This is a genomic window from Streptomyces auratus (genome assembly GCF_050433025.1).
Lineage (GTDB): Bacteria > Actinomycetota > Actinomycetes > Streptomycetales > Streptomycetaceae > Streptomyces > Streptomyces sioyaensis.
The window spans coordinates 1,278,782-1,304,795 of sequence record NZ_JBNGCB010000003.1 but is presented as its reverse complement, the minus strand read 5'-3'; the positions used below and the strand labels follow the sequence as shown (position 1 = coordinate 1,304,795).

Sequence of the window (26,014 nt, the reverse complement as noted above, 5' to 3'; positions counted from 1 at the left end):
ACGAGCTGGCGCGACGTGCTCCGGGGGCGCATCCGCAGCGCGTGGATGCTCCGTGCCCGGCGGAGTCATGGTCCGTTCGTCCGGGCCGCCGTGCGTGGCCCGCCGCCGGGCCACCCACACCCCTCGGGCCCCTCGACACCCCTGTAAGGAGTCACTAGCCTGACGGTCATGACTGCCTGGCTTCTGGACCGTACGTTCCGCACCGCGTCGGGCGACGAGGTGCGGTGGGCCGTGCTCGGGGCCGGGCGGGCGGAGGGGCCCGCGGTGGTCCTGCTGCACGGGACGCCGTTCTCGTCGTACGTCTGGCGCGGTGTCGCCCGGGCCCTGGCCGCGCGACACCGGGTGTTCGTCTGGGACATGCCGGGGTACGGCGCCTCGCAACAGCGGGCCGGGCAGGATGTGTCGCTCGCCGCCCAGGCGCGGGTCTTCACGGAGCTGCTGGCGCACTGGGAACTGGACGGGGACGGCACCGGACCGGCCGTAGTGGCGCACGACTTCGGCGGCTGTGTGGCCTTGCGGGCGCATCTCCTGCACGGTGCGCGCTACGGGCGGCTGGCGCTCGTCGACCCGGTGGCGCTGGCGCCCTGGGGCTCGCCCGCCTACCGGCTGCTGGGGGCGCACCGCGAGGTGTTCGGGCAGCTGCCGCCGGCGCTCCACCGGGCGCTGGTGCGGGAGTACGTGTCCTCCGCGAGTCACAACGGGCTGCCCCCGGCCGTCCTCGACCGGCTGGTCGCGCCCTGGTGCACGGACGAGGGGCAGCCGGCGTTCTACCGCCAGATCGGGCAGAACGACCAGCGGTTCACCGACGAGATCCAGGGTCGGTACGGCGAGATCGCGCTGCCGACGCTGATCTGCTGGGGCGACCGGGACACCTGGATTCCGCCCGCCAAGGGCCGCGAACTGGCAGCCCGCATCCCGGGCTCCCGGCTGCGGCTGATCGAGGGCGCGGGCCACCTGGTCCAGGAGGATGCCCCGGCGGAACTGACCGCGGCGCTGGGGGATTTCCTGCGGGAGGACGGCGGGCCGGGGCGCGGCGCGCCTAACGGGTCAGGCGGCGGCTGAGGGTGCGGACGGCGGCCACCGCCTCGGTCGCCCCGGCCTCCGCCGCCGTGAGCGCGTCGGAGGCGGTGAGTGTCTCCAGGGCGGCACGCAGGCGCGGCAGACCGGCACGCGGCGCCCGGCCCGTCCGCTCCAGGTCACGGACGTGGCCGGCGAGTTCGGCCGCCAGGGCGTCCAAGGCGTCCGGGGTGTCCGGGGTGTCCGGGGTATCTGGAGAATCTGGAGTGTCCGTCGGGGTGGTCGGGCCGGCGGATCGCGGGCCTGTTGCCTCGTCCGCGCCCCGCAGCCGCAGCTGATCGCCGAGGGTGCGGACGGCCGCCGTCAGATCGCGCAGCGCCGTGCCGGTGCGGGCGGTCTCCGCGGCGCGCGAGAGCCCCGGCCGGTGCGGACCGGCCGCCGACGGGTCCGGCTTCTCCCGGAGCAGCGCGCGCAGTTCGACGGCCTGCGGGGCGCCGAAGTCCTCCAGGACGGCGAGCGCCTCGCGCCAGTGCGCCTGGGCGCCTTGCTTATGTCCCAGGGCGGTCTGGGCATGTCCCGCCGCCGTCAGTGCGTCGGCCCGCCATCGCTCCCCGCCCGGCACCAGCAGCCGCTCCGCCGCGTCCGCCGCAGCCGTCGCCGCCTCGCCGGGCCGGACCAGGGCGACCATCGCCTCGGCCATCCGGCAGCGGGTGCGCCCCGCCCACAGGCGCTGCCGGTCCTCCTCGAACAGGGGCAGGGCGCGGGAGAGTTCACGGAGTGCGCCGGCGGGCCGGCCGGCCGACGCCAGCGCCACGGCGAGGGCGTAGTGGCCGTGCGCGAGCCGCGGGGAGCCCCCGCCGGCGCTGCGGTGGGCGCCGATGCTCCGCTCGGCGAACAGCACCGCCTCGTAGCCGTTGCCGGTCGCCGCCCAGAGCCGGGCCAGCGCGCCGAGCACGAGGGCCTCGCCGAGCGCATCGCCGCGGCGCCCGCACTGCTCCCATGCCGGGGTGAGATACCGCTCCGCGGTGTCGTGCTGCCCCTGGTGCAGGGCGATGATCCCGCGCGCATACGGTGCCCGGAAGCGGGTCAGCGCGTCGCCGCAGCGGCCGGCCAGCTCCTGTGCCCGTCGCGCCGCGGCCTCGGCCTCGTCGGCCTTGCCCAGCGCGAGGTACGCCTCGGCCAGTGCCAGCCGGGCGCGGCCCTCGGCCCGGGCGTCTCCCGCCCCCGCCGCCCGCGCCGCCACGGTCCGGGCGGCCGGCTCGAAGGCGGCGGAGAGCGCCCCGCAATCCGCCGTCGTCCCGGCGAGCAGCAGGAGGTCGGCGGCGGTTCGGGCGGTCCCCGGGGAGCGGACCACGGCACGGCGGACGAGGGCGAGCAGCTGCGGCAGCTCCTCGACCCAGTCGGCCAGTGCCTTGGTGCGGTCCTTCGTCGTGGGCAGGGGGCCGGGGGACGAGACCCGGGCCAGGTCCTGGAGCATCCGCTCACCGGGGTACCGCAGTGCGTACATCTGCCGGCCCACGGCCAGATACCAGGCCAGCAGCCGCGACAGCGCCGCATCCCGCTGTGCCGCGGGCAGCTCGCGGCCGGCGGCACAGCGGGCCGGGCCCCTCACCTCGTCGGCCAAGCGGTGGCGGTCGGCGGCCGTTTTTCGCAGGGCGCCGGCCGCCGCCAGTTCGTCCAGCGCCTCACGGGTCCGCGGTGCGTCCTCGTCCAGCAGCGCGGCCGCGGCGCCGAAGGGGAGGCCGGCGGGCGAGGTGTCCGCGAGGTCCGCCAGCGCGAGCAGCCGGACGGCCCGGCGCGCGGGCACCGAGAGCTGCTCGTCGAGCGACGGGGGCGCCGGCTCGGGGCGGCGCTGCGACGGCACCACCCCGCCCGGCGGGCCGGGCACCGCGCCCCCCAACCGCTCCAGCACCGGGCTGGCCAGGACGGCGAAGGCCCGCGCCGAGGCCTGCAGCCGCAGCTCCCCGTCCTCGTCGCCCATCAGGACGGGGAAGTCGGGCAGCCGCCCCATGTACGGCTCCAGCGACCGGCCGACCGCCTCGACGACCTCCACGGCCGCTTCCGCACCCAGCCCGCTGAACAGCAACTCCCGTACGCCGGGGCGGAAGTCGTAGACGGGCTCGGTGGCCAGGCCCGGTGGCGGTGCGCCCAGGGCGCGGTCCAGGGTGTGGGCGGCGGAGGTGTCCCGGGCCCGGTCGGTGCGCTCCAGGAGGCCGCCGAGCAGGATCTCCGCGACATGGGTGGGCCCGGCGTCGCCCATCGTGGCCGCGCGCACCAGCTGCATCAGCGGTGTGGTCAGGGGGCGGACGGCGGAGAGGCGGACCGCGAGCCGGTAGGCCTCGGGGGAGAACGCGCCGCGGAAGTGCGCCAGCAGCTCCTCGGCGCTGCCCTCGGGCCGGTCCGGTCCCCGGTGCCCGGGCAGCTCGTCCAGCAGCACCGTGTCGATCAGATGCGGCCCTCCGGGGCGGGTGAGCAGCCCGGCCCACTGCTCCAGCGCGGACGCGGTCGGATGCAGCACGGGCAGCGCGAGCACCCCCTCCGCCTCCGGGTCGCGCTCACCGCTGAGCGGATCGCAGACGAGAAGCCGGCCGAGGCCACCGAACTCGGCGGGCGCGGCCAGCAGCCGGGGCCGGGCGTCCAGGGCGGTGCCGCGCCACAGCCGCCGGGGCAGCGGGTTCAGGACGGCCAGCGGGCCGCAGTTGCCCCACGCGGTCAGGGCGCGGACGGTCTGCGGGCTGCGCCATCCCGGGCTGGTGCCGTCGGTGAGCAGAAAGGTCACCGAGGCGCCCGCCGACCGCCGGTGGTGCACCGGGCCGGCGGGGTTCCGGGGGTCGATCCGCTGGATCCGGACGGAGCGGAAGACCGTGCTCCGGGCGAGCAGCGCGCGCAGTTCGGCGGCGAGCGGCCCCCATACCTGCATGGCGGCCGAGCAGTCCACCAACAGCACGGCCGACCAGCGCGGTTCCTGCTCCGGGCGGGAGACGACATCGAGGAAGCCGGTCTCGGCGGCGAGCCGGACGGTGGCCTCGACGTCGGTGACGGTGCGGTGCGGGTGGTCCCGGGATCTGCGCAGCGGGCGCAGCGCCCGGCCCAGCTGCTGGGCATCGGGCAGCGCACGCCCGCCGGGGACCCGCGCGGGGCGGGCCCGGTCCGCGCCGGGTTCACCGCCCGCGCTCCCCCAGGCGTACAGCGCGCGCCGGGGCGGGCCGGGAGGCGTCAACGGCCGGGTGGATTCGGTGGGTTGGGGTTCACAGGAGGAAGCCGAGGAGTCGGCCGGGTCGGCGGGGTCGACAGGCGTCGCGGGCGCGGCGTCCGCCGACCGCCCCTCAGGTGCCGGGTCCGCAGCGGCCGTTGCGCCCTCCGCTCCCCCGGCCTCCGTACGCCGCCGGCCCTCCCCCGCTCCGGCCCGGTCCTCCGCCCCGTCCCCGTCCCCGAATGCGTCCGCGCCCCCGGATGCCGCCCCGTCCCCCGTCCCGCCCACGCGCTCCCCCGGCTCGCCCGAATCCCCCGGCCCCCCGGCCGCCGTACGCCCCTCCATCACCCGTGCCAGCCACAGCACGTCGAGGAGTTCGGTGGCCCCGAGGTCGTAGCCGGCGGCCGACATCGCCTGTCGCAGTCGGTCGATCATGGCGCCATGGGCTCGTCGAGGCGATGCAGTACGGCGCCGAGAAGTTCGTCCTTGGTGAGGTCGGCGCCGCTGATGCGCAGGTGGACGGCGGCCAGCAGCTGATCGGTGGCGAGTGTCTGGGTTTGCGCGCGCTGGTGGAAGACCTCGATCAGGTCCTCCGCCGCGGCGACCGCCGACGCGCCCAGATTGTGTTCGATGATCTTCCGCAGCCGGTCCCCGGTCGGCTCCGGCAGATCCAGCCGCACGCACCGGCGCAGGAAGGCGGGCGGGAAGTCCCGTTCGCCGTTGCTGGTCATGACGACCACCGGGAAGTGGGTGCAGCGCACCACCCCGCGATGGATCGCGACCCGCTCCCGGCTTCCGCTCAGCAGGACCGGCACCACCTGCTGGTGCTCGGGGAGCCGGGCCAGCTCCGGGATCTCGAACTCGCCCTCCTCCAGGACGACCAGCAGGTCGTTGGGCAGGTCGATATCGGCCTTGTCGAGTTCGTCGACGAGCAGGACCCGGGGCCGGCCGGCGGCCAGGGCGCTGCCGAGCGGGCCGAGGCGCAGATACTGGCCGATGTCGCCGGCGGCCGTGGCGCGCGGAGCCCTGGGCCGGCGCACCGAGCCGTGGGACGCCTCGCGCTCGCGGCGCAGCGAGGCCTCCCGCAGGCGGCCCACGGCGTCGTAGCGGTAGAGGGCGTCCTGGAGCGTGGAGCGGCTGTTGACCGACCAGCGCAGGACGTCCCCGAGCCCGAGCTCCTCGGCGACGGCATGGGCCAGCGAGCTCTTGCCGGCGCCGGGGCGGCCGGTGACCAGCAGCGGACGGTGCAGATGCAGCGCCGCATTGACCACGGAGATCTCGTTGCGCTCCAGGAGGTACGGCGCACGGGCGGCCGCCGTCCCGGCTCCGGCCGGGAAGCGCCGCCAGGGCGGTGGGGCGGGCAGCTCCGACGGGCCGCGGAACACCCACCAGGCCTCCGCCTCCGGGTCGTGGGGTGCGCCTGCTGCGCTCTGTCCGGTCACCGCACGTTCTCCTCGTTCTTTGCTGTGTGGCTCGCCGGGTGGGCCGCCGTGTCCACGGTGCACACTCGGGCATTCAGGGCTGGGTCAGCACCCAGGCGTCCGGGGCGAGTTGCGGGGGACGGTGGTCGGGTGCGTCGTACAGCAGGGACAGCCGGCGGCCGTGGTGGGTGGTGCTCTCCGGCTCGGCCATCGCCTTGGCCCGCTCCAGGCGCACCACCTCGGGGACCTCGGTGTGCTCGGCGCCGTCCACCAGGGCCAGCAGGTCCTGGGCGAGCTGTGCACCGTGTTCGGCGCGGTGCCACAGCACGGTGTGGACGCCCGCCTGGACGCACTGCCGCAGCAGCGTGCCGTGGTGGTGGGGTGGGCAGCACACGATCACCGTCCCGGCGTCGCGGTGCACCTCCAGCTGGGCGCGGGCAACCATCCGGTCGGTGTGCCGCTCGTCGAGGACCAGGCGTTTGGCGTGCGGCAGGGCCGCGGTGCGCTGTTTCCATCCGGCGTAGCTCTCCCGGGAGCGCTCCGTGGTCCGCACCACCACCCGGCGGGTGATCCCCGGGACGAACGGCCCGTCCTCGTCGCCGTCGGGCGACTCCCACGAGTCGACGTCGAGACCGAGCCAGGCGGCCGGGAGGAAGTACTCCACCAGGGCGGTCTCCGGGTCTTCCCGGACCTCGGTGCGCAGCACCCGGCGGATGTCGTCCACCACCTGCTCGCTGCCCGCCTCGGCATCGCGGACCAGCGCGAGACGGTGCGTCCGGCGGTCGGCGAGGGTCCAGATCTGGTAGGTGAAGCGGCGTCCGCTGGCGGTCGGCAGCAGCTCCACCTGGACGCGCGGGGCGGCGGGCGGGGCGCCGGTGCCCGGCAGGCCCGGTGCCGGGGTACGGGCCGGGGCGGCGGCCGCGACCACATCGGCGCGGAACTGGCTGACCGCCGCCTCGTCGACGCCCGAGCGGGCACCGACGCGCTCGACCCAGGCGTCCAGGTCCTCGGAGGGGTACGTACCGGCCGCGCTCTCCTCGACGCTGACCCGCACCACCCCTTGCAGCAGCGGCGGCACGGGCGCGCCGGTGAGGGAGCTGAAGCCCTCCAGGGCGTCCATCGCGTCGGCCAGGCCGGCGACGGCGGGCAGCTCCGGTGCGTGCGGCAGGACGCGTTCGAGGAGGGTGCGGGGGTCGGTGCGGGTGCAGTGGGCCAGCAGGCCCGACAGGTCGCGGCGCTGACGGGTGGTCAGGTACTCGCCGGGGCGGACCGTACGGGCGGCGCGGCGCAGCCGTTCCCAGTCCTCGCGGGCGCCGTGGTGGCCGGGCCAGGGGTGCGGCTCGTAGCCGGCGGCAGACGGCGGCTCGTAGTCCCGTACGAGGTCGAGGAGTTCGGGGATGCCGCGGCGGACGCCCACGGCCAGGCCGACCAGCCGTTCGAGGTCGGCCGCCGGGCCCGCCGAGGGTCTGCCCAACCGCGCGGCGAGCCGTTCCTCGCAGGCCAGCACCGCCTCGCGGCCCTGGAGTACCCGCTCCAGGGCGGTGAGCAGCTGCTGCACCCCGCGCCGGGCGGTGGGCACCGCCGAGGGCGGCAGCGCCGGGAGTTCGGCCTCGATGGCCGGGACGCTGATGGCGTACATCGTCGTCGGCAGGGCGCCGGGCGCGGCCGGTTTTGGTGCGCGGTGGACGGCCGCGACCAATCCGACGACGGCCTGCCGGGCGCGGTCCCACAGCGGCCCGCCGCTGAAGCCCTCGGTGACCTCGGCGCCGCCGAGCACGTCCAGGGCGATCCAGGGCGGGGCCGAGACCCGGGGCACGGCGCGCACCGTGGGCAGCGGATTGCCGCTGGCCCATAAGGCGATGGTCTCGTTGGCGTAGCTGTGCTGGAGGAACGGGGCCGGCTCGGCGCCGGCGGGCGGGGCCTCGGCCAGTTCCAGGACGGCCAGATCGCCGTGGTAGGGCACCTGTCCGGGCCGGACCGGGGCGTTCGTGGCGGCCGTGGCCCGCGGCGGCACCCACATCTCCCGCACGACCCGCCCGGTCAGATCGCGGCCAGCCGCGACATGGGGCAGCCGGAGGGTGACCGGGTCGCCCGCTCCGGGGGTGTCCTGGGCGAAACGGTCCCTGCCCAGTGCGCTGTTGACGACATGGGCGCAGGTCAGCACGAGCCGCTCGGCGACCAGTACGCCCGCGCCGACGGCCCGGTCGCCGGACCGTAAGGAGGCGAAGGACTGCTGAAGCGGGGTGTCCGGACCTGCGCCTGCGCTCACGGCGTCGTCGTCCCTCCTGATCCGTCCGTGCCGCTGCCGAGGTTCCAGGTGGCGGAGACCTTGAAGCTGGCCTCGCCGCTGCCGGAGAACACCCCGAGGCTCAGATCGGAGCCGAGCGTGACCCCGAACTCGACGGTGACCTCGTCGGGGCGGTGACTGCCGGCGGAGATCGAGCGGTGGATCTGGCCGAGTACGCCGCCGAGCGGGCGCAGGGCCTCTTCGAGGGCCTCGCCGCCACGGGTCAGCGCCCGGCTCATCCGGCCGTCCACGCTGACCGGCAGGGCGGCACCGAAGCCGTCGGGAAGCTCCAACTCGGAGTCGTCGCCGGGATGTCGGGGCCGGTCCCCGTCCGTCGCCTGCTGTCCGGTGGACCGCTCGTACGTGCCGGAGTGCTGCCCGGCGGCCGGTTGCCCGTCCCGCAGCCACACCACGGTCGCGTCGTCGATTCTGAGAGCCACATCCCCCATGCCGATCAGTCTGGCATGAGCCGGTCGGCACCGCCTGCTCTTTGCGTCACACTTCCGCCATCGCCCCCGGGGCGAGCTGCGTACGAGGGCTGCCCCCCGGACAGGGCCTCGGGCCCTACCCCTGCAACACCGCCCGCGCCAACTGCCGTGACTGGGCGACCAGTCGGTCCTGGGAGTCCCAGACCTCCGCGTCCTCCTCCAGGAAGCCGCCGGCCAGATTGCGGGTGGTGATGGCGACCCGCAGCGGGCCGGGGGCGGGGCGGTGGCGGATGTGGGCGGTCAGTTCGACGGTGGGCACCCAGCCCAGCAGGCCCATCTCGAAGGCGGTGGGCGGCAGTGCGTCGACGGTCAGCAGCAGGGAGAGCGGGTCGGGGTCGCGGCCGTCGGCCAGGCCGAACCAGGCGCGCATCTCGCCCTTGCCGGAGGGGGCGCCGACCGCCCAGCCGGCGGTCGCCGGGTCCAGGCGGAGGTCGAGCCGCTCGGTGATGGCGGTGCTGCCGGGGATGGCGGTGCCCTCGCCGGGGGCGTCGTCGGCGCCGAGGCAGTGCTCGTACGGCGGGATGGCCGGCGGCTTGGCGGTGGTGCGGACGTCGTCGGGCAGGGCGTCGAGGTCGCCGTACGAGGCGAGCACCCGCAGCCGCTCGATCTCGTTGCCCTCCTCGTCGGTCTGGAGGAGGCGGGCGGTGCCGGTCGACATGGTGCGGCCGGTGCGGACCACCTCGGTGCGGATGACGGCGGGGCCCGGGACCGAGGCCGTCAGGTAGTGCGCGGTGACCGACAGCGGGTCGGGGTGCGGGAGGGCCTCGCCCAGGGCACGGCCCATGAGGGCGAGGAGGTAGCCGCCGTTGACCGCCTGGATGATCGTCCAGCCGGCGGAGAGGTGGGCGTCATAGACGCCCACCGCGCGGCGGCTGACCGCCGTATCGCGGTCGAACTCGCTGTTGCCAAGGGTCACCAGAGCCATGGGTTGCACGCTACACCGGATGGTTACTGACCGGTAGTGTCAGTTTTTGCGGCCTCGGCGGAAGCAGTCCTTCCGGGGCCTGCGATGATGAGCGCCATGCTTCACGTCCTCTACCTGGCCGGGGTCGCGGCGTTCGCGGCAAGCGGGGTGCTGGCCGCCTACCGCGCCAACATGGACCCCTTCGGCGGGCTGGTGCTCGCCTTCGCCGCCTCCATCTCCGGCGGCACGCTGCGTGATCTCATCCTCGACCGGCGGCCGTTGTACTGGACGCACGACTGGGTGCTGCTGACCGTGATCATCTGCGTCGGCGTCGGCACCATGGCGTATCTGCGGTTCTGGCAGCTGCCGCACAAATCGCTGCTCGTGGTCGACGCGGTCGGGCTGTCCGTCGTGACGGTGATCGGTGCGCGGGCGGCGATCGAGGCGGGCGCCACCCCGCTCGCCGTGATCATCCTGGCCGTGCTGACCGGCGTCACCGGCGAGGTGATCCGCGATGTGCTGTGCGGCGAGTTCCCGCCGCTGCTGCTGCGCGAGGACGTCTATGCGATCGCCGCGCTGGCCGGCGCCTGCTGCTACCTGCTGCTGCACCACCTCGGAACGGGCGCCACCCCCGCCGCGGCGATCTCGGCGGGGGTGGTGTTCGCCCTGCGGATGGGCGCGGTCTACCTCGGACTGCACCTGCCGCGGCCGCAGCAGCTGCGCCCCCGGGGCGGCCGGCCGGACGGCGGCTGACCCGGGGCCCGGGGCCTTACTTGCCCGGCAGCGGCGGCTTGCTGTCCGTGTCGAGCCAGGTGTGGAACAGGTCGTCCAGCTGCTTGCCGGAGATCTTCTCGGCGAGCGCGATGAACTGGCCGGTGTCGGCGTTGCCGTAGCGGTGCTGTGCGGTCCAGGCCGGCAGCAGCTTGAAGAACGCCTTGTCACCGATCCGCTCGCGCAGCACCTGCAGCGTCATCGCACCCCGCTGGTAAACGGAGCTGGCGAACATGGTGTCCCGCTTCGGGTCGGCGATCTTCTGCTTCCAGAAGTCGCTGTCGGCGGGGATGTCGTGGTAGGTCTTGCGGAAGGCGTCGTGGGCGCTGAGGGTCCCGCGGTGCTCGGACCACAGCCACTGCGCGTAGCTGGCGAAGCCCTCGTTGAGCCAGATGTTCTTCCACTGCTTGACGGAGACCGAGTCGCCGAACCACTGGTGGGCCAGCTCGTGGACGATGGTGGTCTCGTTGCGCACGGCCGAGTAGACCGGCTTGGACTGCACCTCCAGCGAGAAGCCGGCCTCCGGCATGTCGTCGACGATCGCGCCGGTCTCCTCGAAGGGGTACGGCCCGAAGATCTTCGACCAGTAGTCGGTGGCCTCGGCGGTGATGCCGTAGACGTCGACCTTGCCGGTGGGCAGGGTGGGGTCGGTGGCGACGTAGATGGGGGTGCCGCCGGGGGTGGTGCCCGTACGGATGTCGAACTTGCCGATGGTGGCGGTGGCCAGGTACGTCGCCATCGGGCGGTTCTCGCGCCAGTGGGCGTAGGACCGGCCGTGGGCCTCCCCCGAGTTGATGAGCCGGCCGTTGGAGACGCCGGTCAGGCCCTTGGGGGCGTCGATACGGATGTCGTAGGTCGCCTTGTCGCTGGGGTGGTCGCTGGAGGGGAACCACGTCGAGGCGGCGTTGGGCTCACAGGCGACGAAGACACCGTCCTTGGTCTTCATCCAGCCGTAGTCGGAGCCGAAGATGATCGGCCCGCCCAGCGGCTTGGGGACGCCGTGGTAGGCGAGGGTGACGGTGAACTTCCGGCCGCGGTGCAGCGCGAAGTCCGGGCGGATGGTGATCTCGTCGCCGGATCTGGCGAAGTGGGCCTTGCGGCCGTTCACCCGTATCGAGTCGACCGTCAGCTGCTGCAGGTCGAGGTCGAAGGCGGAGAGGTTCTGGGTGGCCCGGGCGGTGAGCGTGGTGCGGCCGTCGAGGCGGCCGCTGTCGGGGTGGTAGCTGACGCCGAGGTCGTAATGCAGGGCGTCGAAGCCGCCGTTGCCCAACTTGGGAAAGTAGGGGTCGCCGACTCCGGCGGCACCGGCGGACGCACCGGGCGCCGCGGCGATCGAGGCCGTCGCGGCCACCGCGGTGGCCAGGGCGAGCCACCGGGAGGTGCGACGCGCAGAACGGGAGAGTGCCATGAGCCATCCCTTCGGACACACGGATGAAGATCGAACAACCGTGCTGACTCTGCACTCTCCCGCTGCGTCTTGCCCAGGACTTTGCCAAGTCCAGGCGTTATTCGCCGGTTGAGGCCTTACTGCCGGCGGGGCCCTCGGCCGCCGGAGCGGCGGCCGGTGCCGGGTCGCCGGCGTTCTCCGGGTGGTGGCAGGCCACCTGATGGCCGGTCCGCAGCGCGACCAGCGGCGGCTCGGTGGTGGTGCACACCTCGGTGGCCTTCCAGCAGCGGGTACGGAACCGGCAGCCGGAGGGCGGGTTGATCGGCGAGGGCACATCGCCCTTGAGCAGGATCCGGTCGCGCTCGGTGCGCCGCTTGGGGTCGGGCACCGGCACCGCGGACAGCAGCGCCTTGGTGTACGGGTGCATCGGCGTCTCGTAGAGCGCCTTGCGGTCGCTCAACTCCACGATCTTGCCGAGGTACATCACCGCGATCCGGTCCGAGACGTGCCGGATGACCGAGAGGTCGTGGGCGATGATCACGTACGTCAGGCCCAGCTCCTCCTGGAGGTCGTCCATGAGGTTGACGACCTGCGCCTGGATGGAGACGTCCAGCGCGGAGACCGGCTCGTCGGCGACCACCAGCTTGGGCTTGAGCGCCAGGGCGCGGGCGATGCCGATGCGCTGGCGCTGACCGCCGGAGAACTCGTGCGGATAGCGGTTGTAGTGCTCCGGGCTCAGGCCCACCAGCTCCAGCAGCCGCTGCACCTCCTTCTTCACCCCGCCCTCGGGCTCGACGCCCTGGAGGCGGAAGGGGGTGGAGACGATGCCGCCGATGGTGTGCCGCGGGTTCAGCGAGCCGTACGGATCCTGGAAGATCATCTGGACGTCGCGGCGCATCGGCCGCAGCCTGCCCGGCGAGAGGTGGGTGATGTCCCGGCCCTGGAACTCGATGGAGCCGCCGGTCGGTTCGTCGAGCCGGGTGATCAGCCGGCCCATGGTCGACTTGCCGCACCCGGACTCCCCGACGACGCCGAGCGTCTCCCCGGGCCGTACGTCGAAGTCGATGCCGTCGACCGCCTGCACCGCCCCGGTCTGCCGCTTGAGCAGGCCCTTGGTGATCGGGAAGTGCCGCACCAGACCGCGGACCCGCAGCAGCGGCTCGGGGCCGGCGGGGCCCTTCGCGGCCTCGGTCCCCTTCTGGAGCGGGATCTTCTTGTCCTGGTCGTCCGTCGTCTCGGTCACAGCTTCGGCGCAATCTCTTCGGTCCAGATACGCTCCCGCTCCTCCTGCGGCAGGTGGCAGGCGGAGAAGTGCCCGCCGCCGGCCTCGCGCAGTTCGGGACGGACCGTACGGGTCAGGTTGTCCTCGGGGACGTCCGCGTACGGGCAGCGGGGGTTGAAGGCACAGCCGGACGGGACGTTGATCAGGCTGGGCGGGGAGCCCTTGACCGGGATCAGCCGGTCCGTCTGGTCCCGGTCGATGCGCGGCATGGAGCCGAGCAGGCCCCAGGTGTAGGGGTGCTGGGGCGCGGAGAAGACCTTCTCGGCCGGGCCGCGCTCGACGCACCGGCCGCCGTACATCACCAGCAGATCGTCGGCGAGCTCGGCGACCACCCCGAGGTCGTGGGTGATGATGATGACCGCCGAGCCGAACTCCTTCTGCAGATCGCGGATCAGGTCCAGGATCTGCGCCTGCACGGTGACGTCCAGGGCGGTGGTCGGCTCGTCCGCGATCAACAGCTCGGGGTTGTTGACCAGCGCCATCGCGATCATGGCGCGCTGGCGCATCCCGCCGGAGAACTGGTGCGGATGGTCGTCGACCCGCTTGTCGGGCTGCGGGATGCCGACCCGGTCGAGCATCTCGATCGCCCGCCTGCGCGCGGTCTTCTTGTCCACGGCGTGGTGGACGCGGTAGGCCTCCACGATCTGGGTGCCGACCGAGTAGAAGGGGTGCAGCGCGGACAGCGGATCCTGGAAGATCATCGCCATCTCGCGGCCGCGCAGCCGGCGCACCTCGTCCGGATCGGCGGAGACCAGCTCCTTGCCGTCCAGCCAGATCTCGCCGGACATGGTCACCTTGCTGCGCTGCTGGCGCACGGCGCGGTGCAGGCCCATCACGGCCAGCGAGGTCACGGACTTGCCGGACCCGGACTCGCCGACGATCCCGAGCGTCTTGCCCTTCTCCAGGCTGAAGGTCAGCCCGTCGACGGACTTCACCACGCCGTCGTCGGTGGGGAAGTGCACCTTCAGATCGCGCACGTCGAGGAAGGCGGCCGGCTGCGGTGCCTTCTCGGGGGCGGCCGCCGCGGTCCCCTTCCGGTCATCGGTGGAGTCGGTCACGAGAGCCTCACCCGCGGGTCGACGGCGGCGTACAGAACGTCCACCACCAGGTTGCATATGACGATGAAGAACGCGGCGAGCAGGGTGACGCCGAGAATGTTGGGCAGGTCGTTGGCGTTGATCGCCTCGACGGCGAAGGCGCCGACTCCCTTGAGCGAGAAGACCTGTTCGGTGATGAGCGCACCGCCGAGCAGCAGGCCCAGGTCCATGCCGAAGACCGTGATGATCGGGGTGAGCGCGGCCCGCAGACCGTGCCGGAGGACCACCTTGCGCTCCCGCAGGCCCTTGGCGCGGGCGGTGCGGATGTAGTCCTCGCTGAGCGTCTCCAGCATGCCCGCTCTGGTGAGCCGGGCGTAGAGCGCGGAGTAGAGGAAGGCCAGGGTGACCCAGGGCAGGACCAGGGTCCGGGCCCACAGGAACGGATCCTGCATCAGCGGTACGTAGTCGCTGCGCTCGAAGATCGGCCACTGGTAGGTGAACAGGGCCAGCGCCAGGGCGCCGGTGAAGAACATCGGGAGGGAGACGCCCGCCAGCGCCACGGTCATGGCCATCCGGTCGAAGAACGAGCCGGGGCGCAGCGCGGAGAGCACACCGGTCGCGACGCCGGAGACCACCCACAGCACGGCCGCGCCGGCGGCCAGCGAGAGGGTCACCGGAAGCCGGGACTGGATCTCCGGCCAGACCTCGATATGGGTCTTGAAGGAATATCCGAAGCACGGCACATGGCACTTGGCCGCTTCCGGTCCGAATTTGTAGTCGACGCCGACGAAAATGCCCTTGAGGAAGTCCCAGTATTGCTCGAAGACGGGCTTGTCCAGGCCCAGGTTCTTCTTGACCGCCGCGATGTCCGCGGGCGTGGGGGCCTTTCCGATGTATTGCTGGGCAAGCTGGTCGGTGGTCTGCCCGGCCAGCTTCGGCAGCAGGAAGAAGATGCCGAACGTGACCGCGCTGACGATCAGCAGCAGGACCACTGCGCTGATCAGCCTGCGGATGAGGTACGAGAACACGGGGACGCGGCGCCGGCGCCGCGGGCCGGCCGCAACCGGCCCGCGGACACCCTGCCTTCACCTGCCTTCCAGGGCTGCTACTTCTTGACGCCGATGTTGAGGTAGTCGTACTCACCGCTGAAGGCCGAGGTGGACACCAGGTTGGTGGCCTTGGGCGAGCGGTACATCAGGACCTTGAAGTAGGTCAGCGGGACGATCGCGGCCTGCTCCATCGCCTTCTTGTCGATCGCGGCGTACGCCTTCTCGCGGGCCGCCTTGTCGGTGTTGGCGATGGCGCTGTCGAGCAGCTTGTTGATCTCCGGGTCGTCCAGCTGCGACAGGTTGGAGTTGCCGGACTGGCCGATCGCCTTGCCGTGCAGGATCTGCTGGAGGTAGCCGTAGCCGGTGGGGAAGTCCGCGCCCCACTGCATCATCATCAGGCCGACGTTGTTCTTCTTGTCGAACGCCGGCACACCGGCGTAGTCCGAGAAGTACTTGCTGGACGGGTAGGACTGGATCTTGGCGGTGACGCCGATCTTCTTGAGCGACTCGATGACCGAGGTGGCCGCGTCGACCTCGTCCTGACGGTCGTTGCGGGCCAGGATCGTGGTCGTGGCCTTGCCCGCGCCGCACGCGTCCCAGTGCTTCTTGGCCTCGGTCACGTCCAGGTTGTCGCCGCTGTACTTCTGCGGGTACAGGTCGTACTTCTGGTAGCCCTCGATGTCGGTCGGCAGGACCGTGGAGGCCACGGCACCGCGGATCGGGCCGCCGAGCGAGGTCTGGACGGCCTTCTTGTCGATCGCGTACTCGACGGCCTTGCGGCACTCCAGCTTGTCGAACGGCTTCACCTTGGTGTTGATCGCCGTGTAGACGAGGCGCTGGCCGAGCGCGTTGTCGGTCTGGGCCTTCTCCTTGGGGTCGGTCAGCAGCTGGGCCTGCGTCTGCCCGTCGACACCGCGGCCGGCCAGGTCCACCAGGGTGTTGCCCGACTGGAGGTCCTTGTCGATGGTCGACTGGGCGACCTTCAGATTCAGGACGATCTTGTCCGGCAGCTGCTTGCGCAGCGGGTCGGTCTTCGCCGACCACTGCGGGTTGCGGACCAGGGTGAGCTGCTTGCCCTCCTGGTAGCTCTGGAACTTGTACGAACCGGTGGACAGCACCGCCTTGGTGTAGTCCGCGCCCTTGTCCTTGGCCTGCGGGACCGGGGCGGTCTGCGGGGCGCTGACCAGGTAGTCGAACTCGGCGAACGGCTTCTTGAGGTGGAAGACGACCGTCTGCGCGTCCGGGGTCTCGATGGACTTCAGCCCGGCCTTGCCCTTGTCCTTGTAGGGGCCCTTGTAGCCGCCGCCGTCGTTGTCCTGGAGGAACTGCTGGAAGTAGTTCGGGCCCAGCGAGAGGGTGTCGCGCGCGAAGTTGCTGCGCTCGACGGCGTACTTGACGTCCTGCGAGGTGACCTCGGTACCGTCCTCGTACTTGACGCCCTTGCGGAGCTTGTACGTCCAGGTCTTGCCGCCGTCGCTGGCCTTGCCCATCGACTCGGCGAGGTCCGGGACCAGCTCGTTGCCCTTGCTGCCGGGACCCGGTTTGAAGGTGGTCAGCGGGCGCGCGTAGAGCCGGCTGAAGTTGTAGACGAAGGCGTAGTAGGTGTTGCCCGGGTCGAACGACTCGGGGGCGTCACTGATCGCGTAGGTGACCGTGCCCCCCTTCGCGTCCGAAGCGTTGACGACGCCCTTGGTGGCGGCGTTCGCCTCGCCCGAACCGCTTCCGGAATCCTTGCCCCCGCTACAGCCGGCCAGCAAAAGGCCCGCACTGGTGATGGCCGCAACCGCAGCGACCGGAACTGACCTTCGCATGATGGTCGGTGCCCCTTCGTTCGTCGAGAAAGGTCAACATCAAAAACGCAGGTGGGACATGTGAGCGGGCGCCCCGCACCGCCGTCAGCGGCTGCGCGGGTCCAATGCGTCCCGCAGACCGTCACCGAGCAGGTTGAAGGCGAGCACGGTGACGAAGATCGCGAGGCCGGGGACGATCATGTACTGGGGGTCGACCTCGTAGTACTTGACCGCCTGGTTGAGCATCCCGCCCCAGGACGCCTGGGGCGGCTGGATGCCCACGCCGAGGAAGCTCAGGGCCGCCTCGAAGAGGATGTTGGAGGGGATCAGCAGGGTGGAGTAGACGATGATCGGCCCCACCAGGTTGGGCAGCAGCTCCCGGAAGAGGATGAACGGGCCGCGCGCACCCATGCCGCGGGCGGCGTCGACGAATTCGCGCTCCCGCAGCGAGAGCGTCTGGGCGCGCACGATCCGCCCCATGTACGGCCAGTTGAAGAAGCCGATCACGAAGATCAGCACCGAGATGTGCAGCGGCAGGCCCTCCAGGCCGAAGGCGCCGCCCTGCAGCGAGGCGGAGATCGCGATGGCGAACAGCAGCAGCGGGAAGGCCAGGAAGACATCCATCATCCGGCTGATGAAGGCGTCCACCCGCCCGCGGTAGAAGCCCGCGACCACCCCGAGGACGGTGCCGAGGGCGACCGACAGCAAGGTCGCGCCGAACGCCACGATCAGCGACACCCAGGAGCCCTCCAGGACCCGGGCGAGCAGATCGCGGCCGAACTTCGGGTCCACGCCGAGCGGATGGTCCGCGCTCATGCCGCCCACGTCGCCCTTGGGAAGGGTGGTGTTGGGGTCGATCAGCGCCTGGTTCGGGTTGTCGGGGTCCAGCCCCAGCAGCGCCTGGAGCGGCCGGGAGAGCGAGGCGACGAGGACGAGCAGGATGACAACGATGGCACCGGCCACCGCGACCTTGTCCCGCCGGAAGCGCAGCCAGGCGATCTGACCGAGCGAACGCCCCTCGATCCGCTTTCCTTCCACGCCTTTCAGCACCGCTTCCGGCTGCGCCTGGGCAGCCGCCCCGGTGGTCTCGATCGGTGCGGTCACGGTGCCTTGACCCCTCTCGGCCGGCAGTGACCGGCCCACATCCCCGCCGCATAGCGGCCTGCTTCACATCACTGGTGCAAGTCCTGCGGATTTCCCGGAAATTCGCGCGGTGGAATTCGGGGATTCGCGTGACGTCGTGCGGGATGACACTCGTAGAAAGAACCGAGGTCCTCTGCTGCCGGAGTCTTCATCCGAGTTGCGATCACTCACCAGACCCGGTCGGGAAAGGATGCGTAACTGTGATGTGGCCCGCGGCTTTCCGTTATACGGACAACAACGCGGTCTGAGCGGGGCGCACCACCGCGCGAGAGGGCCTCAACCGCGGGTCATAGCGGGAGAATTCATCCCGGAAAGGGCGTCGGACCGACGCGCCGCGACGTATCAGTACGGGCGCGGGTAGCCGTAGCCGTACGAGGCGGCGGGGGGCTGCTGCTGGGCGTAGCCGTCACGGTCGAAGAAGGGGCGCGTGGAGGCCCGCATCCACAGGGCGACCGGGTCGTACTCGTCGTTCATCGCGACCGTGGAGACCGGCAGCCCGTCCGGCACCGCGCCGATCGACTGCTGGATCATCAACCGCGCCGAATCCACCGCCTGCTGGCCGGTGTCGTACAGATCCAGACCGACCGCCAGATACGGGGCACCGAGCGCGGGCTGCACCCAGGCCCGGCGCAGCGACCGGACGGCGGGCGTCCGGTGGGCGTTCTGCGCGAGCAGCGCATAGAACTGCGGGATGTCGATGACCGGCTCCGAGATCCGCAACGGCCCGGCGGGCAGCCGGTCGAGGCCGCCGGCGATCCGGCGCAGATCCAGCCAGGGGATGCCGACGCCGCCCCCGGGGGCGTGCGGGTTGAGCCACAGGCCCCAGCGGTCGGGGAAGAGCGCGGCGGCGATCTCGGGGCCGGTGACCACTTCGTGGTCGCGGTTCCAGCCGGAGGCGGCGAGCTCGGGCGCCGAGGTCACACAGGGTGCATAGCCGAGGCCGTCGACCTCCATGTTGCCGTACTGCGCGTCGGGCGCACCGGCCCTGCCCTGCCAGAGCAGCATCCAGACCTGGCCCGCGGCGAGCGCGTGCAGCAGTGCCTCATAGGCGTCGTAACGGCCGGGCGAGACCTGCTGGAGCAGCTGCTCCAGCTGCCCGGCCGCCGCCGGCCCCTGATGCGCACCCGCGCTCACGTCGTCCGTCCCTTCTGTCAGCAGGGCACGTGTGGGTGCGCCCGCCCGTCATCCAACCAGCTTACGAGTGGTGCCGAGAGAAGAAGGGGCGCACACGCTCCAGCATCCAGTCGGCGACCGGGTCCCCCTGGGCGAGATCGAGCATGACGAGCTGCACGGGCCAGGGCACCGGTACGGCGCCGAGCGCACGTCCAAGGGCTGACAGTACCGCCTCGCGGGCCGTGCCGTCGTGCACTGCGGCGGGGTCGGCGGCGACCTGAACACCGACGAACAGCGCGGGCGTGTCGCCCTCGACACTTGCCAGGGCACGCCGGGCAGTCAGGACAATTCCGGCGGCGGAGAACTCCAGTCCGGCGGCGGCGAGGAAGTCCACCGGCTCGTGCTGCCAGTCCGGTTCGAAGAGCCGCACCCGGCCGCCGCTCGGCAGACCGTCCCCGGCCTGCCGGCCGGCCCGGCAGAGTTCGCAGACCGCGGCGGGCGGCAGCGGGACGCCTATCGTGCCGTCGGGGTTGACCGCGATACCGACCTGCGGCGGCAGTCCGCGGGCGAACTCCCGTGCCGGGGCGACGGTGAAGGACAGGTGCGAGCCGACCACCCGCAGGAACTCCTGCTCGGAGCTGTAGACCGGGACGTAGGGCGCACCGTCGAGTTCGAGGGTGGGCAGATCGAGGCCGCGGGCGCCGGGGCCCGCGCTCTGCGGGCCGCCGCCGTTGGGCAACGGCACCCACACCCGGCTGCGGCCCAGGACCTCGACGATCCGGCCGCCCGCGCCGGGATGCCCGACCGCGGCGGCCAGGACCTCTTCGAGTTCGTTCGCCGGCCACGCCAGCTGCGGTATCCCCTGCTCCGGAAATGTCATGTCAATCCACCCGTTCCAAACCGCACCTTCTGGCCGTCGACCCTAGACGAGAAAGCGCGCGGAGAAACCCGCGGGGCACGGGCCCGCTGCGGTCGGCTCCGCTCAGTCGAAGCCGATCGTCTCCAGGGTGTTCGCCGCCCGCCGGTCGAGAAGGACCGCCGAGCCGACCCCGTACGGCAGCCGGGCCGCCTCCGCCGCGCCGACCAGCCTGCCCACCGCCCCGCGGTGCCGCGCGAAGGCGTACCCCGACACCCCGCGCCCGCGCGACTCCTGGCCGGACAGCGCCACCTCCGGCGGCACATCGAGCAGCACCAGATGCAGTCCGCGGCCGCCGCGCACCGCCGCCCGGGCGAGCCAGCCGCGCACCCACGCCAGGGTCCCGCAGTCGTGCACCACCACGCTGTCGCCGGAGCGCAGCGCGCGGCGCAGCGCCAGATAGTGGGCGGCCCGGACCAGCGGGCGGTAGAGGGCGTAGGGCAGCCGGCGCAGCCGGCCGCGCTCCCAGCGCTCGCGGACGTCCTGCGAATCGATGCGGTGCACCAGGGCGCCGCGCCGGTCCAGCGGCGGCACCACGCGCTGCATCAGGGTGCTCTTGCCGCTGCCCGGCAGCCCGGAGACCACCACCAGATCGCCGGCCGGGAACCGCAGCTCGACCGCGCCGCGCGCCCGCCCCGCGCCCCGCAGATCCACGACCCCGGCGCGGCGGCCGGGCCGCAGGACCCTGCGCCGCGGACGGCCGCCGCGGGACACGGCGGCGGCCGCCCCCGGCACGGCGCCGGGACGTACGGCTTCGGCAGACACGACCCCTGAAGTGGCACCGTATGCCGCTTCTCCGTGCACCGTGATCACCCTCCCCGTCCGGTTCTGTTCCGGTTCGAGTCCGTCCCGTACCCGCAGAGTGTCAAGAAAAGGTAATGCCCATCAAGGTGGTTGTCCGATCTGCCCACGTCATGGGCCGGCCGCCCACCAGGGCTGCTGTATCGGGCGATCCCGTGCAATGATGTGGCCGCCACGTGCACACCGCGTCTCACTTGTGCACCGCCAACTCCATACCGGCCGCTTGAACCCGCGCGGGAGAGTCCCCGGCCGCCAAGGCGGGGCGCCGAAGGAGCAAGTCCTCCCTTGAATCTCTCAGGCCCCTATACCGCACGGGCGAGGCAGATCTGAAAAGCGAGTCACCGCCCGGCCTACGGGATGGCTCCACCCAAGGTGCAAACCGGGTCCGTTCGCAGGATCCCGGTGAACCTCTCAGGTTCCGATGACAGATGGGGAGAACGTCCTCTCACCCATGCCCGGGAGCCCGGAACCATGACTGCTGCCCCCCGTCGTACTGCCTTGGATGCCACCCATCGCGCGCTCGGCGCGACCATGACCGACTTCGCCGGCTGGGACATGCCGCTGCGCTACAGCAGCGAGCGCGACGAGCATGTCGCCGTCCGTACCCGCGCCGGCCTCTTCGACCTCTCCCACATGGGCGAGATCACCGTCACCGGCCCGCAGGCCGCCGATCTCCTCGACTACGCGCTGGTCGGCAACATCGGCGGCGTGAAGACCGGCCGCGCCCGCTACACCATGATCTGTGAAGCCGAGGGCGGCATCCTCGACGACCTGATCGTCTACCGCCTGGCCGACCAGGAGTACATGGTGGTCGCCAACGCCTCCAACGCCCAGGTGGTGCTGGACGCGCTGAGCGCGCGGGCCGGCGGTTTCGACGCCGCGATCCGCGACGACCGCGACGCCTACGCACTGCTCGCGGTGCAGGGCCCGGAGTCCCCCGGCATCCTCAAGGCGCTGACCGACGCCGACCTGGACGGCCTGAAGTACTACGCGGGCCTGCCCGGCACGGTCGCCGGCGTCGAGGCGCTGATCGCCCGTACCGGCTACACCGGCGAGGACGGCTTCGAGCTGTTCGTCCGGCCGGCGGACGCGGTCGCCCTGTGGGAGGCGCTGTCCGCGGCCGGCAAGGACGCCGGGCTGGTGCCCTGCGGTCTGTCCTGCCGCGACACCCTGCGCCTGGAGGCGGGCATGCCGCTGTACGGGCACGAGCTCACCACCGCGACCACGCCGTTCGACGCGGGCCTGGGCCGGGTCGTGAAGTTCGAGAAGACCACCAACAACGGTGACTTCGTGGGCCGCGCCGCGCTGGCGGCGGCCGCCGAGCGCGCCGAGACGAACCCGCCGCGCAAGCTGGTGGGTCTGGTCGCCGAGGGCCGCCGAGTCCCGCGCGCGGGCTACCCGGTCGTCAGCGCCGACGGCACGGTCATCGGCGAGGTCACCTCCGGGGCGCCCTCCCCCACCCTGGGCAAGCCGATCGCCATCGCCTATGTCGACGCGGCCTACGCCACACCGGGCACCGAGGGTGTCTGCGTGGACATCCGTGGAAGCCATGAGCCGTACGAGGTCACCGCGCTGCCCTTCTACAAGCGGCAGAAGTAGCGGACCGCTCCCGCCGGGAGCCGGCCACGGCGCGCACCCGCGCGTCGCACTGTGCAAGAACCTCCCCTTGGCTCCGCCAGGGGCGACCCGCTTCACGACCACACCCTCGCGTACAGGAGAATCGAGCCATGAGCAACCCCCAGCAGCTGCGCTACAGCAAGGAGCACGAGTGGCTGTCGGGCGCCGAGGAAGGCGTCTCGACGGTCGGCATCACCGAGCACGCGGCCAACGCGCTCGGCGACGTCGTCTATGTGCAGCTCCCCGAGGTCGGTACCACGGTCGCGGCGGGTGAGACCTGCGGCGAGCTGGAGTCGACCAAGTCGGTCAGCGATCTCTACTCGCCCGTCGACGGGGAGATCACCGAGATCAACGAGGACGTCGTCAACGACCCCTCGCTGGTGAACTCCGCCCCGTTCGAGGGCGGTTGGCTGTTCAAGGTGAAGACCAGCGGTGAGCCGGCCGAGCTGCTCTCGGCCGACGAGTACGCCGCGTTCATCCAGAGCTGAGCCGCCGGCTCCCCGTCCGCCACCGCCCGAGTGGACGCTCCCCCGGACTCCGGGGGACCCATCGCGCCCCCTGACTCCCCAGGAAAGACTCATGTCGCTTCTGAACAGCTCCCTCCATGAGCTCGACCCCGATGTCGCCGCCGCCGTCGACGCCGAACTCCACCGCCAGCAGTCCACCCTCGAAATGATCGCGTCGGAGAACTTCGCCCCCGTCGCCGTCATGGAGGCCCAGGGCTCCGTCCTCACCAACAAGTACGCCGAGGGCTACCCCGGCCGCCGCTACTACGGCGGCTGTGAGCACGTCGATGTCGTCGAGCAGATCGCCATCGACCGCATCAAGGCCCTCTTCGGCGCCGAGGCCGCCAACGTCCAGCCGCACTCCGGCGCGCAGGCCAACGCCGCCGCCATGTTCGCCCTCATCAAGCCGGGCGACACCATCCTGGGTCTCAACCTCGCCCACGGCGGGCACCTGACCCACGGCATGAAGATCAACTTCAGCGGCAAGCTCTATAACGTGGTGCCCTACCACGTCGACGAGAAGACCAACCTGGTCGACATGGAGGAGGTCGAGCGCCTCGCCAAGGAGCACCGCCCCAAGCTGATCGTGGCCGGCTGGTCCGCCTACCCCCGCCAGCTGGACTTCGCCGCGTTCCGCCGGATCGCCGACGAGGTCGGTGCCTACCTCATGGTCGACATGGCGCACTTCGCCGGCCTGGTCGCCGCCGGGCTGCACCCCAACCCGGTGCCGCACGCCCACGTCGTGACCACCACCACGCACAAGACCCTGGGCGGCCCGCGCGGCGGCGTCATCCTCTCCACCCAGGAGCTGGCCAAGAAGATCAACTCCGCGGTCTTCCCCGGCCAGCAGGGCGGGCCCCTGGAGCACGTCATCGCCGCCAAGGCCGTCTCCTTCAAGGTCGCCGCCTCCGACGACTTCAAGGAGCGCCAGCAGCGCACCCTCGACGGCGCCCGGATCCTCGCCGAGCGCCTGGTCCAGGACGACGTCAAGCAGCACGGCGTCTCCGTGCTGTCCGGCGGCACCGATGTCCACCTCGTCCTGGTCGACCTGCGCGACAGCGAGCTGGACGGCCAGCAGGCCGAGGACCGTCTCCACGAGGTCGGCATCACGGTCAACCGCAACGCCATCCCCAACGACCCGCGGCCGCCGATGGTGACCTCGGGACTGCGCATCGGCACCCCGGCACTGGCCACCCGCGGCTTCACCACCGACGACTTCCGCGAGGTCGCCGACATCATCGCCGAGGCCCTCAAGCCGGCCTACGACGCCGACGCCCTCAAGGCCCGGGTCACGGCCCTGGCGGACAAGTACCCGCTCTACCCGTCGCTGTGACGCGTCTCATGCGTTGACCTCCCCGGCCCGCCGGATGCGGCGGGCCGGGTGGGGTGACGGGGACACGGCGCTGGGCCCGGGGCCGTCCCCCTGGGCTCACGCCCCGCAAGCCCCTCCCCTTTCTCCCCTTCTTCTCCCTCTTCTGCGGGGCCCCGGGCGTCCGGCTCCAGCTGCCCGGCCCTCCCCCTCGCCCGGCACCTGACCGAGCCCCGCGTCCGCGTCCCCGACCAGGCTGGCGACCGGGCCCCGGCGGCCGGAATCCGGGCCCGGCCCGGCATCCGCCGCGGCTTTCGTATCCACCCCGACACCGGCTGTTACCCCCCGCGACGGATGCCCGCCGGTTTCCGTCCGGCGGCCACATCTCCGGTCCGCGTTACGCTCGACAATCGGCGCAGAAACGTACCTCCTGCTCCATTGCTCCACCGTCCACCACGAGCAGACAAGGGAGTCCGCCCCCGTGGCCATCTCCGTCTTCGACCTCTTCTCCATCGGCATCGGCCCCTCCAGCTCCCACACCGTCGGCCCCATGCGCGCCGCGCGGATGTTCGTCGGACGGCTCAAGAAGGACGGCCTGCTCGCCCAGACGGTCAGCGTCCGCGCCGAACTCTTCGGCTCCCTCGGTGCCACCGGCCACGGCCACGGCACCCCCAAGGCCGTCCTCCTCGGCCTGGAGGGGCACTCCCCCCGCACCGTCGACGTCGAATCCGCCGACGACGAGGTGGAGCGCATCCGCACCACCAAGCGCCTGCGGCTGCTGGGCGCCGAAATCGGCGGCGCCCACGAGATCGACTTCGACGAGTCGTCCGAGCTGATCCTGCACCGCCGCCGCGCCCTGCCCTACCACGCCAACGGCATGACCCTCTTCGCCTACGACGGCACCGGCGCGCCCCTGTTGGAGAAGACGTACTACTCGGTGGGCGGCGGTTTCGTCGTCGACGAGGACGCCGTCGCGGGCGAAAACCCGATCGTGCCCGACGACACCGTCCTGACCCATCCCTTCCGGACCGGTGACGAACTGCTGCGGCTCTCCCGCGACACCGGGCTGTCCATCTCCGCCCTGATGCTCCAGAACGAGAAGGCCTGGCGCACCGAGGACGAGATCCGCACCGGGCTGCTGGAGATCTGGCAGGTCATGCAGGACTGTGTCAGCCGCGGAATGAGCCGCGAGGGCATACTGCCCGGCGGCCTCAAGGTCCGCCGCCGTGCCGCCCACTCCGCCCGCCAGCTGCGCTCCGAGGGCGACGCCGCCGCCCGCGCCATGGAGTGGACCACGCTCTACGCGATGGCGGTGAACGAGGAGAACGCCGCCGGCGGCCGGGTGGTGACCGCCCCCACCAACGGCGCGGCCGGCATCATCCCCGCCGTCCTGCACTACTACGTCAACTTCGTGCCCGGCGCCGACGAGGAGGGCGTCGTCCGCTTCCTGCTCGCAGCCGGCGCGATCGGCATGCTCTTCAAGGAGAACGCCTCGATCTCCGGCGCCGAGGTCGGCTGCCAGGGCGAGGTCGGCTCCGCCTGCTCGATGGCCGCCGGCGGCCTGGCCGAGGTCCTCGGCGGCTCCCCCGCCCAGGTCGAGAACGCCGCGGAGATCGGCATGGAGCACAACCTCGGCCTGACCTGCGACCCGGTCGGCGGCCTCGTCCAGATCCCGTGCATCGAGCGCAACGGCATGGCCGCGGTCAAGGCCGTCACCGCCGCCCGCATGGCCCTGCGCGGCGACGGCCACCACCATGTCTCCCTCGACAAGGTCATCAAGACCATGAAGGACACCGGCGCCGACATGAGCGTCAAGTACAAGGAGACGGCGCGGGGCGGGCTCGCGGTGAACATCATCGAGTGCTGAGCGAACGGCGCCGCTGAGCCATCGGCGCCGGGAGGGGAGGGGCCGCCGGCGGGATCGGCGGTCCCTCACTCGTGCTCCGGGACCTCATGGCCCGGGGCCTCGCGGCCCGGGGCCGC

The 26,014-nt window shown here is 72.1% G+C and carries 20 protein-coding genes and 1 riboswitch; of the genes, 6 read left to right on the top strand and 14 right to left on the bottom strand.

Annotated elements, in window-relative coordinates; genetic code table 11:
* Positions 1-168: 168 nt before the first annotated feature.
* Positions 169-1,062 (top strand): alpha/beta fold hydrolase, encoded by an 894-nt coding sequence (locus tag BKA18_RS25430; RefSeq protein WP_366045431.1) that lies wholly within the window; start codon positions 169-171, stop codon positions 1,060-1,062.
* Here BKA18_RS25430 and BKA18_RS25425 read toward each other — a convergent pair.
* The 5 genes from BKA18_RS25425 to BKA18_RS25405 all read right to left on the bottom strand — a co-directional run bounded on the left by BKA18_RS25425 (position 1,040) and on the right by BKA18_RS25405 (position 9,331).
* Positions 1,040-4,645, bottom strand: coding sequence for an SAV_2336 N-terminal domain-related protein (locus tag BKA18_RS25425; RefSeq protein ID WP_366045432.1), 3,606 nt, complete (start codon positions 4,643-4,645; stop codon positions 1,040-1,042). The genes BKA18_RS25430 and BKA18_RS25425 overlap by 23 nt on opposite strands.
* Positions 4,642-5,652, bottom strand: a complete 1,011-nt coding sequence (locus tag BKA18_RS25420; protein ID WP_366045433.1) for an AAA family ATPase — start codon at positions 5,650-5,652, stop codon at positions 4,642-4,644. Before BKA18_RS25420 ends, BKA18_RS25425 begins: the two co-directional genes overlap by 4 nt.
* A 73-nt stretch (positions 5,653-5,725) precedes the next feature.
* Positions 5,726-7,900: a VMAP-C domain-containing protein gene (locus BKA18_RS25415; protein WP_366045434.1), complete on the bottom strand. Its 2,175-nt coding sequence runs from the start codon at positions 7,898-7,900 to the stop codon at positions 5,726-5,728.
* Positions 7,897-8,367 (bottom strand): CU044_2847 family protein, encoded by a 471-nt coding sequence (locus tag BKA18_RS25410; protein WP_366045435.1) that lies wholly within the window; start codon positions 8,365-8,367, stop codon positions 7,897-7,899. The genes BKA18_RS25415 and BKA18_RS25410 overlap by 4 nt, the downstream gene beginning before the upstream one ends.
* Positions 8,368-8,482: 115 nt before the next feature.
* Entirely contained in the window at positions 8,483-9,331 is an 849-nt protein-coding gene (locus tag BKA18_RS25405; protein WP_366045436.1) for a thioesterase family protein, read from the bottom strand.
* Positions 9,332-9,427: 96 nt separating this feature from the next.
* Between BKA18_RS25405 and BKA18_RS25400 the strand changes: the two genes are divergently transcribed.
* Positions 9,428-10,063 carry a trimeric intracellular cation channel family protein gene (locus BKA18_RS25400; RefSeq protein ID WP_173909762.1) on the top strand — a complete coding sequence of 212 codons (636 nt, stop codon included), beginning with the start codon at positions 9,428-9,430 and terminating at the stop codon, positions 10,061-10,063.
* A 16-nt stretch (positions 10,064-10,079) separates the two neighbouring features.
* Here BKA18_RS25400 and BKA18_RS25395 read toward each other — a convergent pair whose 3' ends face one another.
* The 9 genes from BKA18_RS25395 to BKA18_RS25355 form a co-directional block, all read right to left on the bottom strand.
* Positions 10,080-11,489 (bottom strand): M1 family metallopeptidase, encoded by a 1,410-nt coding sequence (locus BKA18_RS25395; RefSeq protein ID WP_366045437.1) that lies wholly within the window; start codon positions 11,487-11,489, stop codon positions 10,080-10,082.
* Positions 11,490-11,586: 97 nt separating this feature from the next.
* Entirely contained in the window at positions 11,587-12,678 is a 1,092-nt protein-coding gene (locus BKA18_RS25390; RefSeq protein ID WP_051006960.1) for an ABC transporter ATP-binding protein, read from the bottom strand.
* Positions 12,679-12,707: 29 nt separating this feature from the next.
* Entirely contained in the window at positions 12,708-13,808 is a 1,101-nt protein-coding gene (locus BKA18_RS25385; protein WP_366045438.1) for an ABC transporter ATP-binding protein, read from the bottom strand.
* Positions 13,805-14,815 carry an ABC transporter permease gene (locus BKA18_RS25380; RefSeq protein WP_366045439.1) on the bottom strand — a complete coding sequence of 337 codons (1,011 nt, stop codon included), beginning with the start codon at positions 14,813-14,815 and terminating at the stop codon, positions 13,805-13,807. Before BKA18_RS25380 ends, BKA18_RS25385 begins: the two co-directional genes overlap by 4 nt.
* Before the next feature lie 77 nt (positions 14,816-14,892).
* Positions 14,893-16,647, bottom strand: a complete 1,755-nt coding sequence (locus BKA18_RS25375) for an ABC transporter substrate-binding protein (RefSeq protein ID WP_366045440.1) — start codon at positions 16,645-16,647, stop codon at positions 14,893-14,895.
* Between the two features lie 84 nt (positions 16,648-16,731).
* Positions 16,732-17,730 carry an ABC transporter permease gene (locus BKA18_RS25370; protein WP_006602982.1) on the bottom strand — a complete coding sequence of 333 codons (999 nt, stop codon included), beginning with the start codon at positions 17,728-17,730 and terminating at the stop codon, positions 16,732-16,734.
* A gap of 381 nt (positions 17,731-18,111) precedes the next feature.
* The gene (locus BKA18_RS25365; protein ID WP_040898293.1) at positions 18,112-18,903 is read right to left on the bottom strand and encodes an enhanced serine sensitivity protein SseB C-terminal domain-containing protein; all 792 of its coding nucleotides are present in this window, start codon (positions 18,901-18,903) and stop codon (positions 18,112-18,114) included.
* A 61-nt stretch (positions 18,904-18,964) separates the two neighbouring features.
* On the bottom strand, positions 18,965-19,762 hold the full coding sequence (locus BKA18_RS25360; RefSeq protein WP_366045441.1) for an enhanced serine sensitivity protein SseB: 798 nt from the start codon (positions 19,760-19,762) through the stop codon (positions 18,965-18,967).
* Positions 19,763-19,864: 102 nt separating this feature from the next.
* Positions 19,865-20,563, bottom strand: a complete 699-nt coding sequence (locus tag BKA18_RS25355) for an AAA family ATPase (RefSeq protein ID WP_366045442.1) — start codon at positions 20,561-20,563, stop codon at positions 19,865-19,867.
* 260 nt (positions 20,564-20,823) lie between these two features.
* A riboswitch (glycine riboswitch) is annotated at positions 20,824-20,919 on the top strand.
* Between the two features lie 151 nt (positions 20,920-21,070).
* Here BKA18_RS25355 and gcvT point away from each other — a divergent pair.
* From gcvT to BKA18_RS25335, 4 genes are all read left to right on the top strand, one after another.
* Positions 21,071-22,198 (top strand): glycine cleavage system aminomethyltransferase GcvT, encoded by a 1,128-nt coding sequence (gene gcvT, locus BKA18_RS25350; RefSeq protein ID WP_366045443.1) that lies wholly within the window; start codon positions 21,071-21,073, stop codon positions 22,196-22,198.
* A 128-nt stretch (positions 22,199-22,326) separates the two neighbouring features.
* The gene (gene gcvH / locus BKA18_RS25345) at positions 22,327-22,704 is read left to right on the top strand and encodes a glycine cleavage system protein GcvH (RefSeq protein ID WP_006602987.1); all 378 of its coding nucleotides are present in this window, start codon (positions 22,327-22,329) and stop codon (positions 22,702-22,704) included.
* Between the two features lie 91 nt (positions 22,705-22,795).
* Positions 22,796-24,055, top strand: coding sequence for a serine hydroxymethyltransferase (gene glyA, locus BKA18_RS25340; RefSeq protein ID WP_006602988.1), 1,260 nt, complete (start codon positions 22,796-22,798; stop codon positions 24,053-24,055).
* Positions 24,056-24,512: 457 nt separating this feature from the next.
* Positions 24,513-25,898 carry an L-serine ammonia-lyase gene (locus tag BKA18_RS25335; RefSeq protein WP_366045444.1) on the top strand — a complete coding sequence of 462 codons (1,386 nt, stop codon included), beginning with the start codon at positions 24,513-24,515 and terminating at the stop codon, positions 25,896-25,898.
* Positions 25,899-26,014 lie beyond the last annotated feature (116 nt).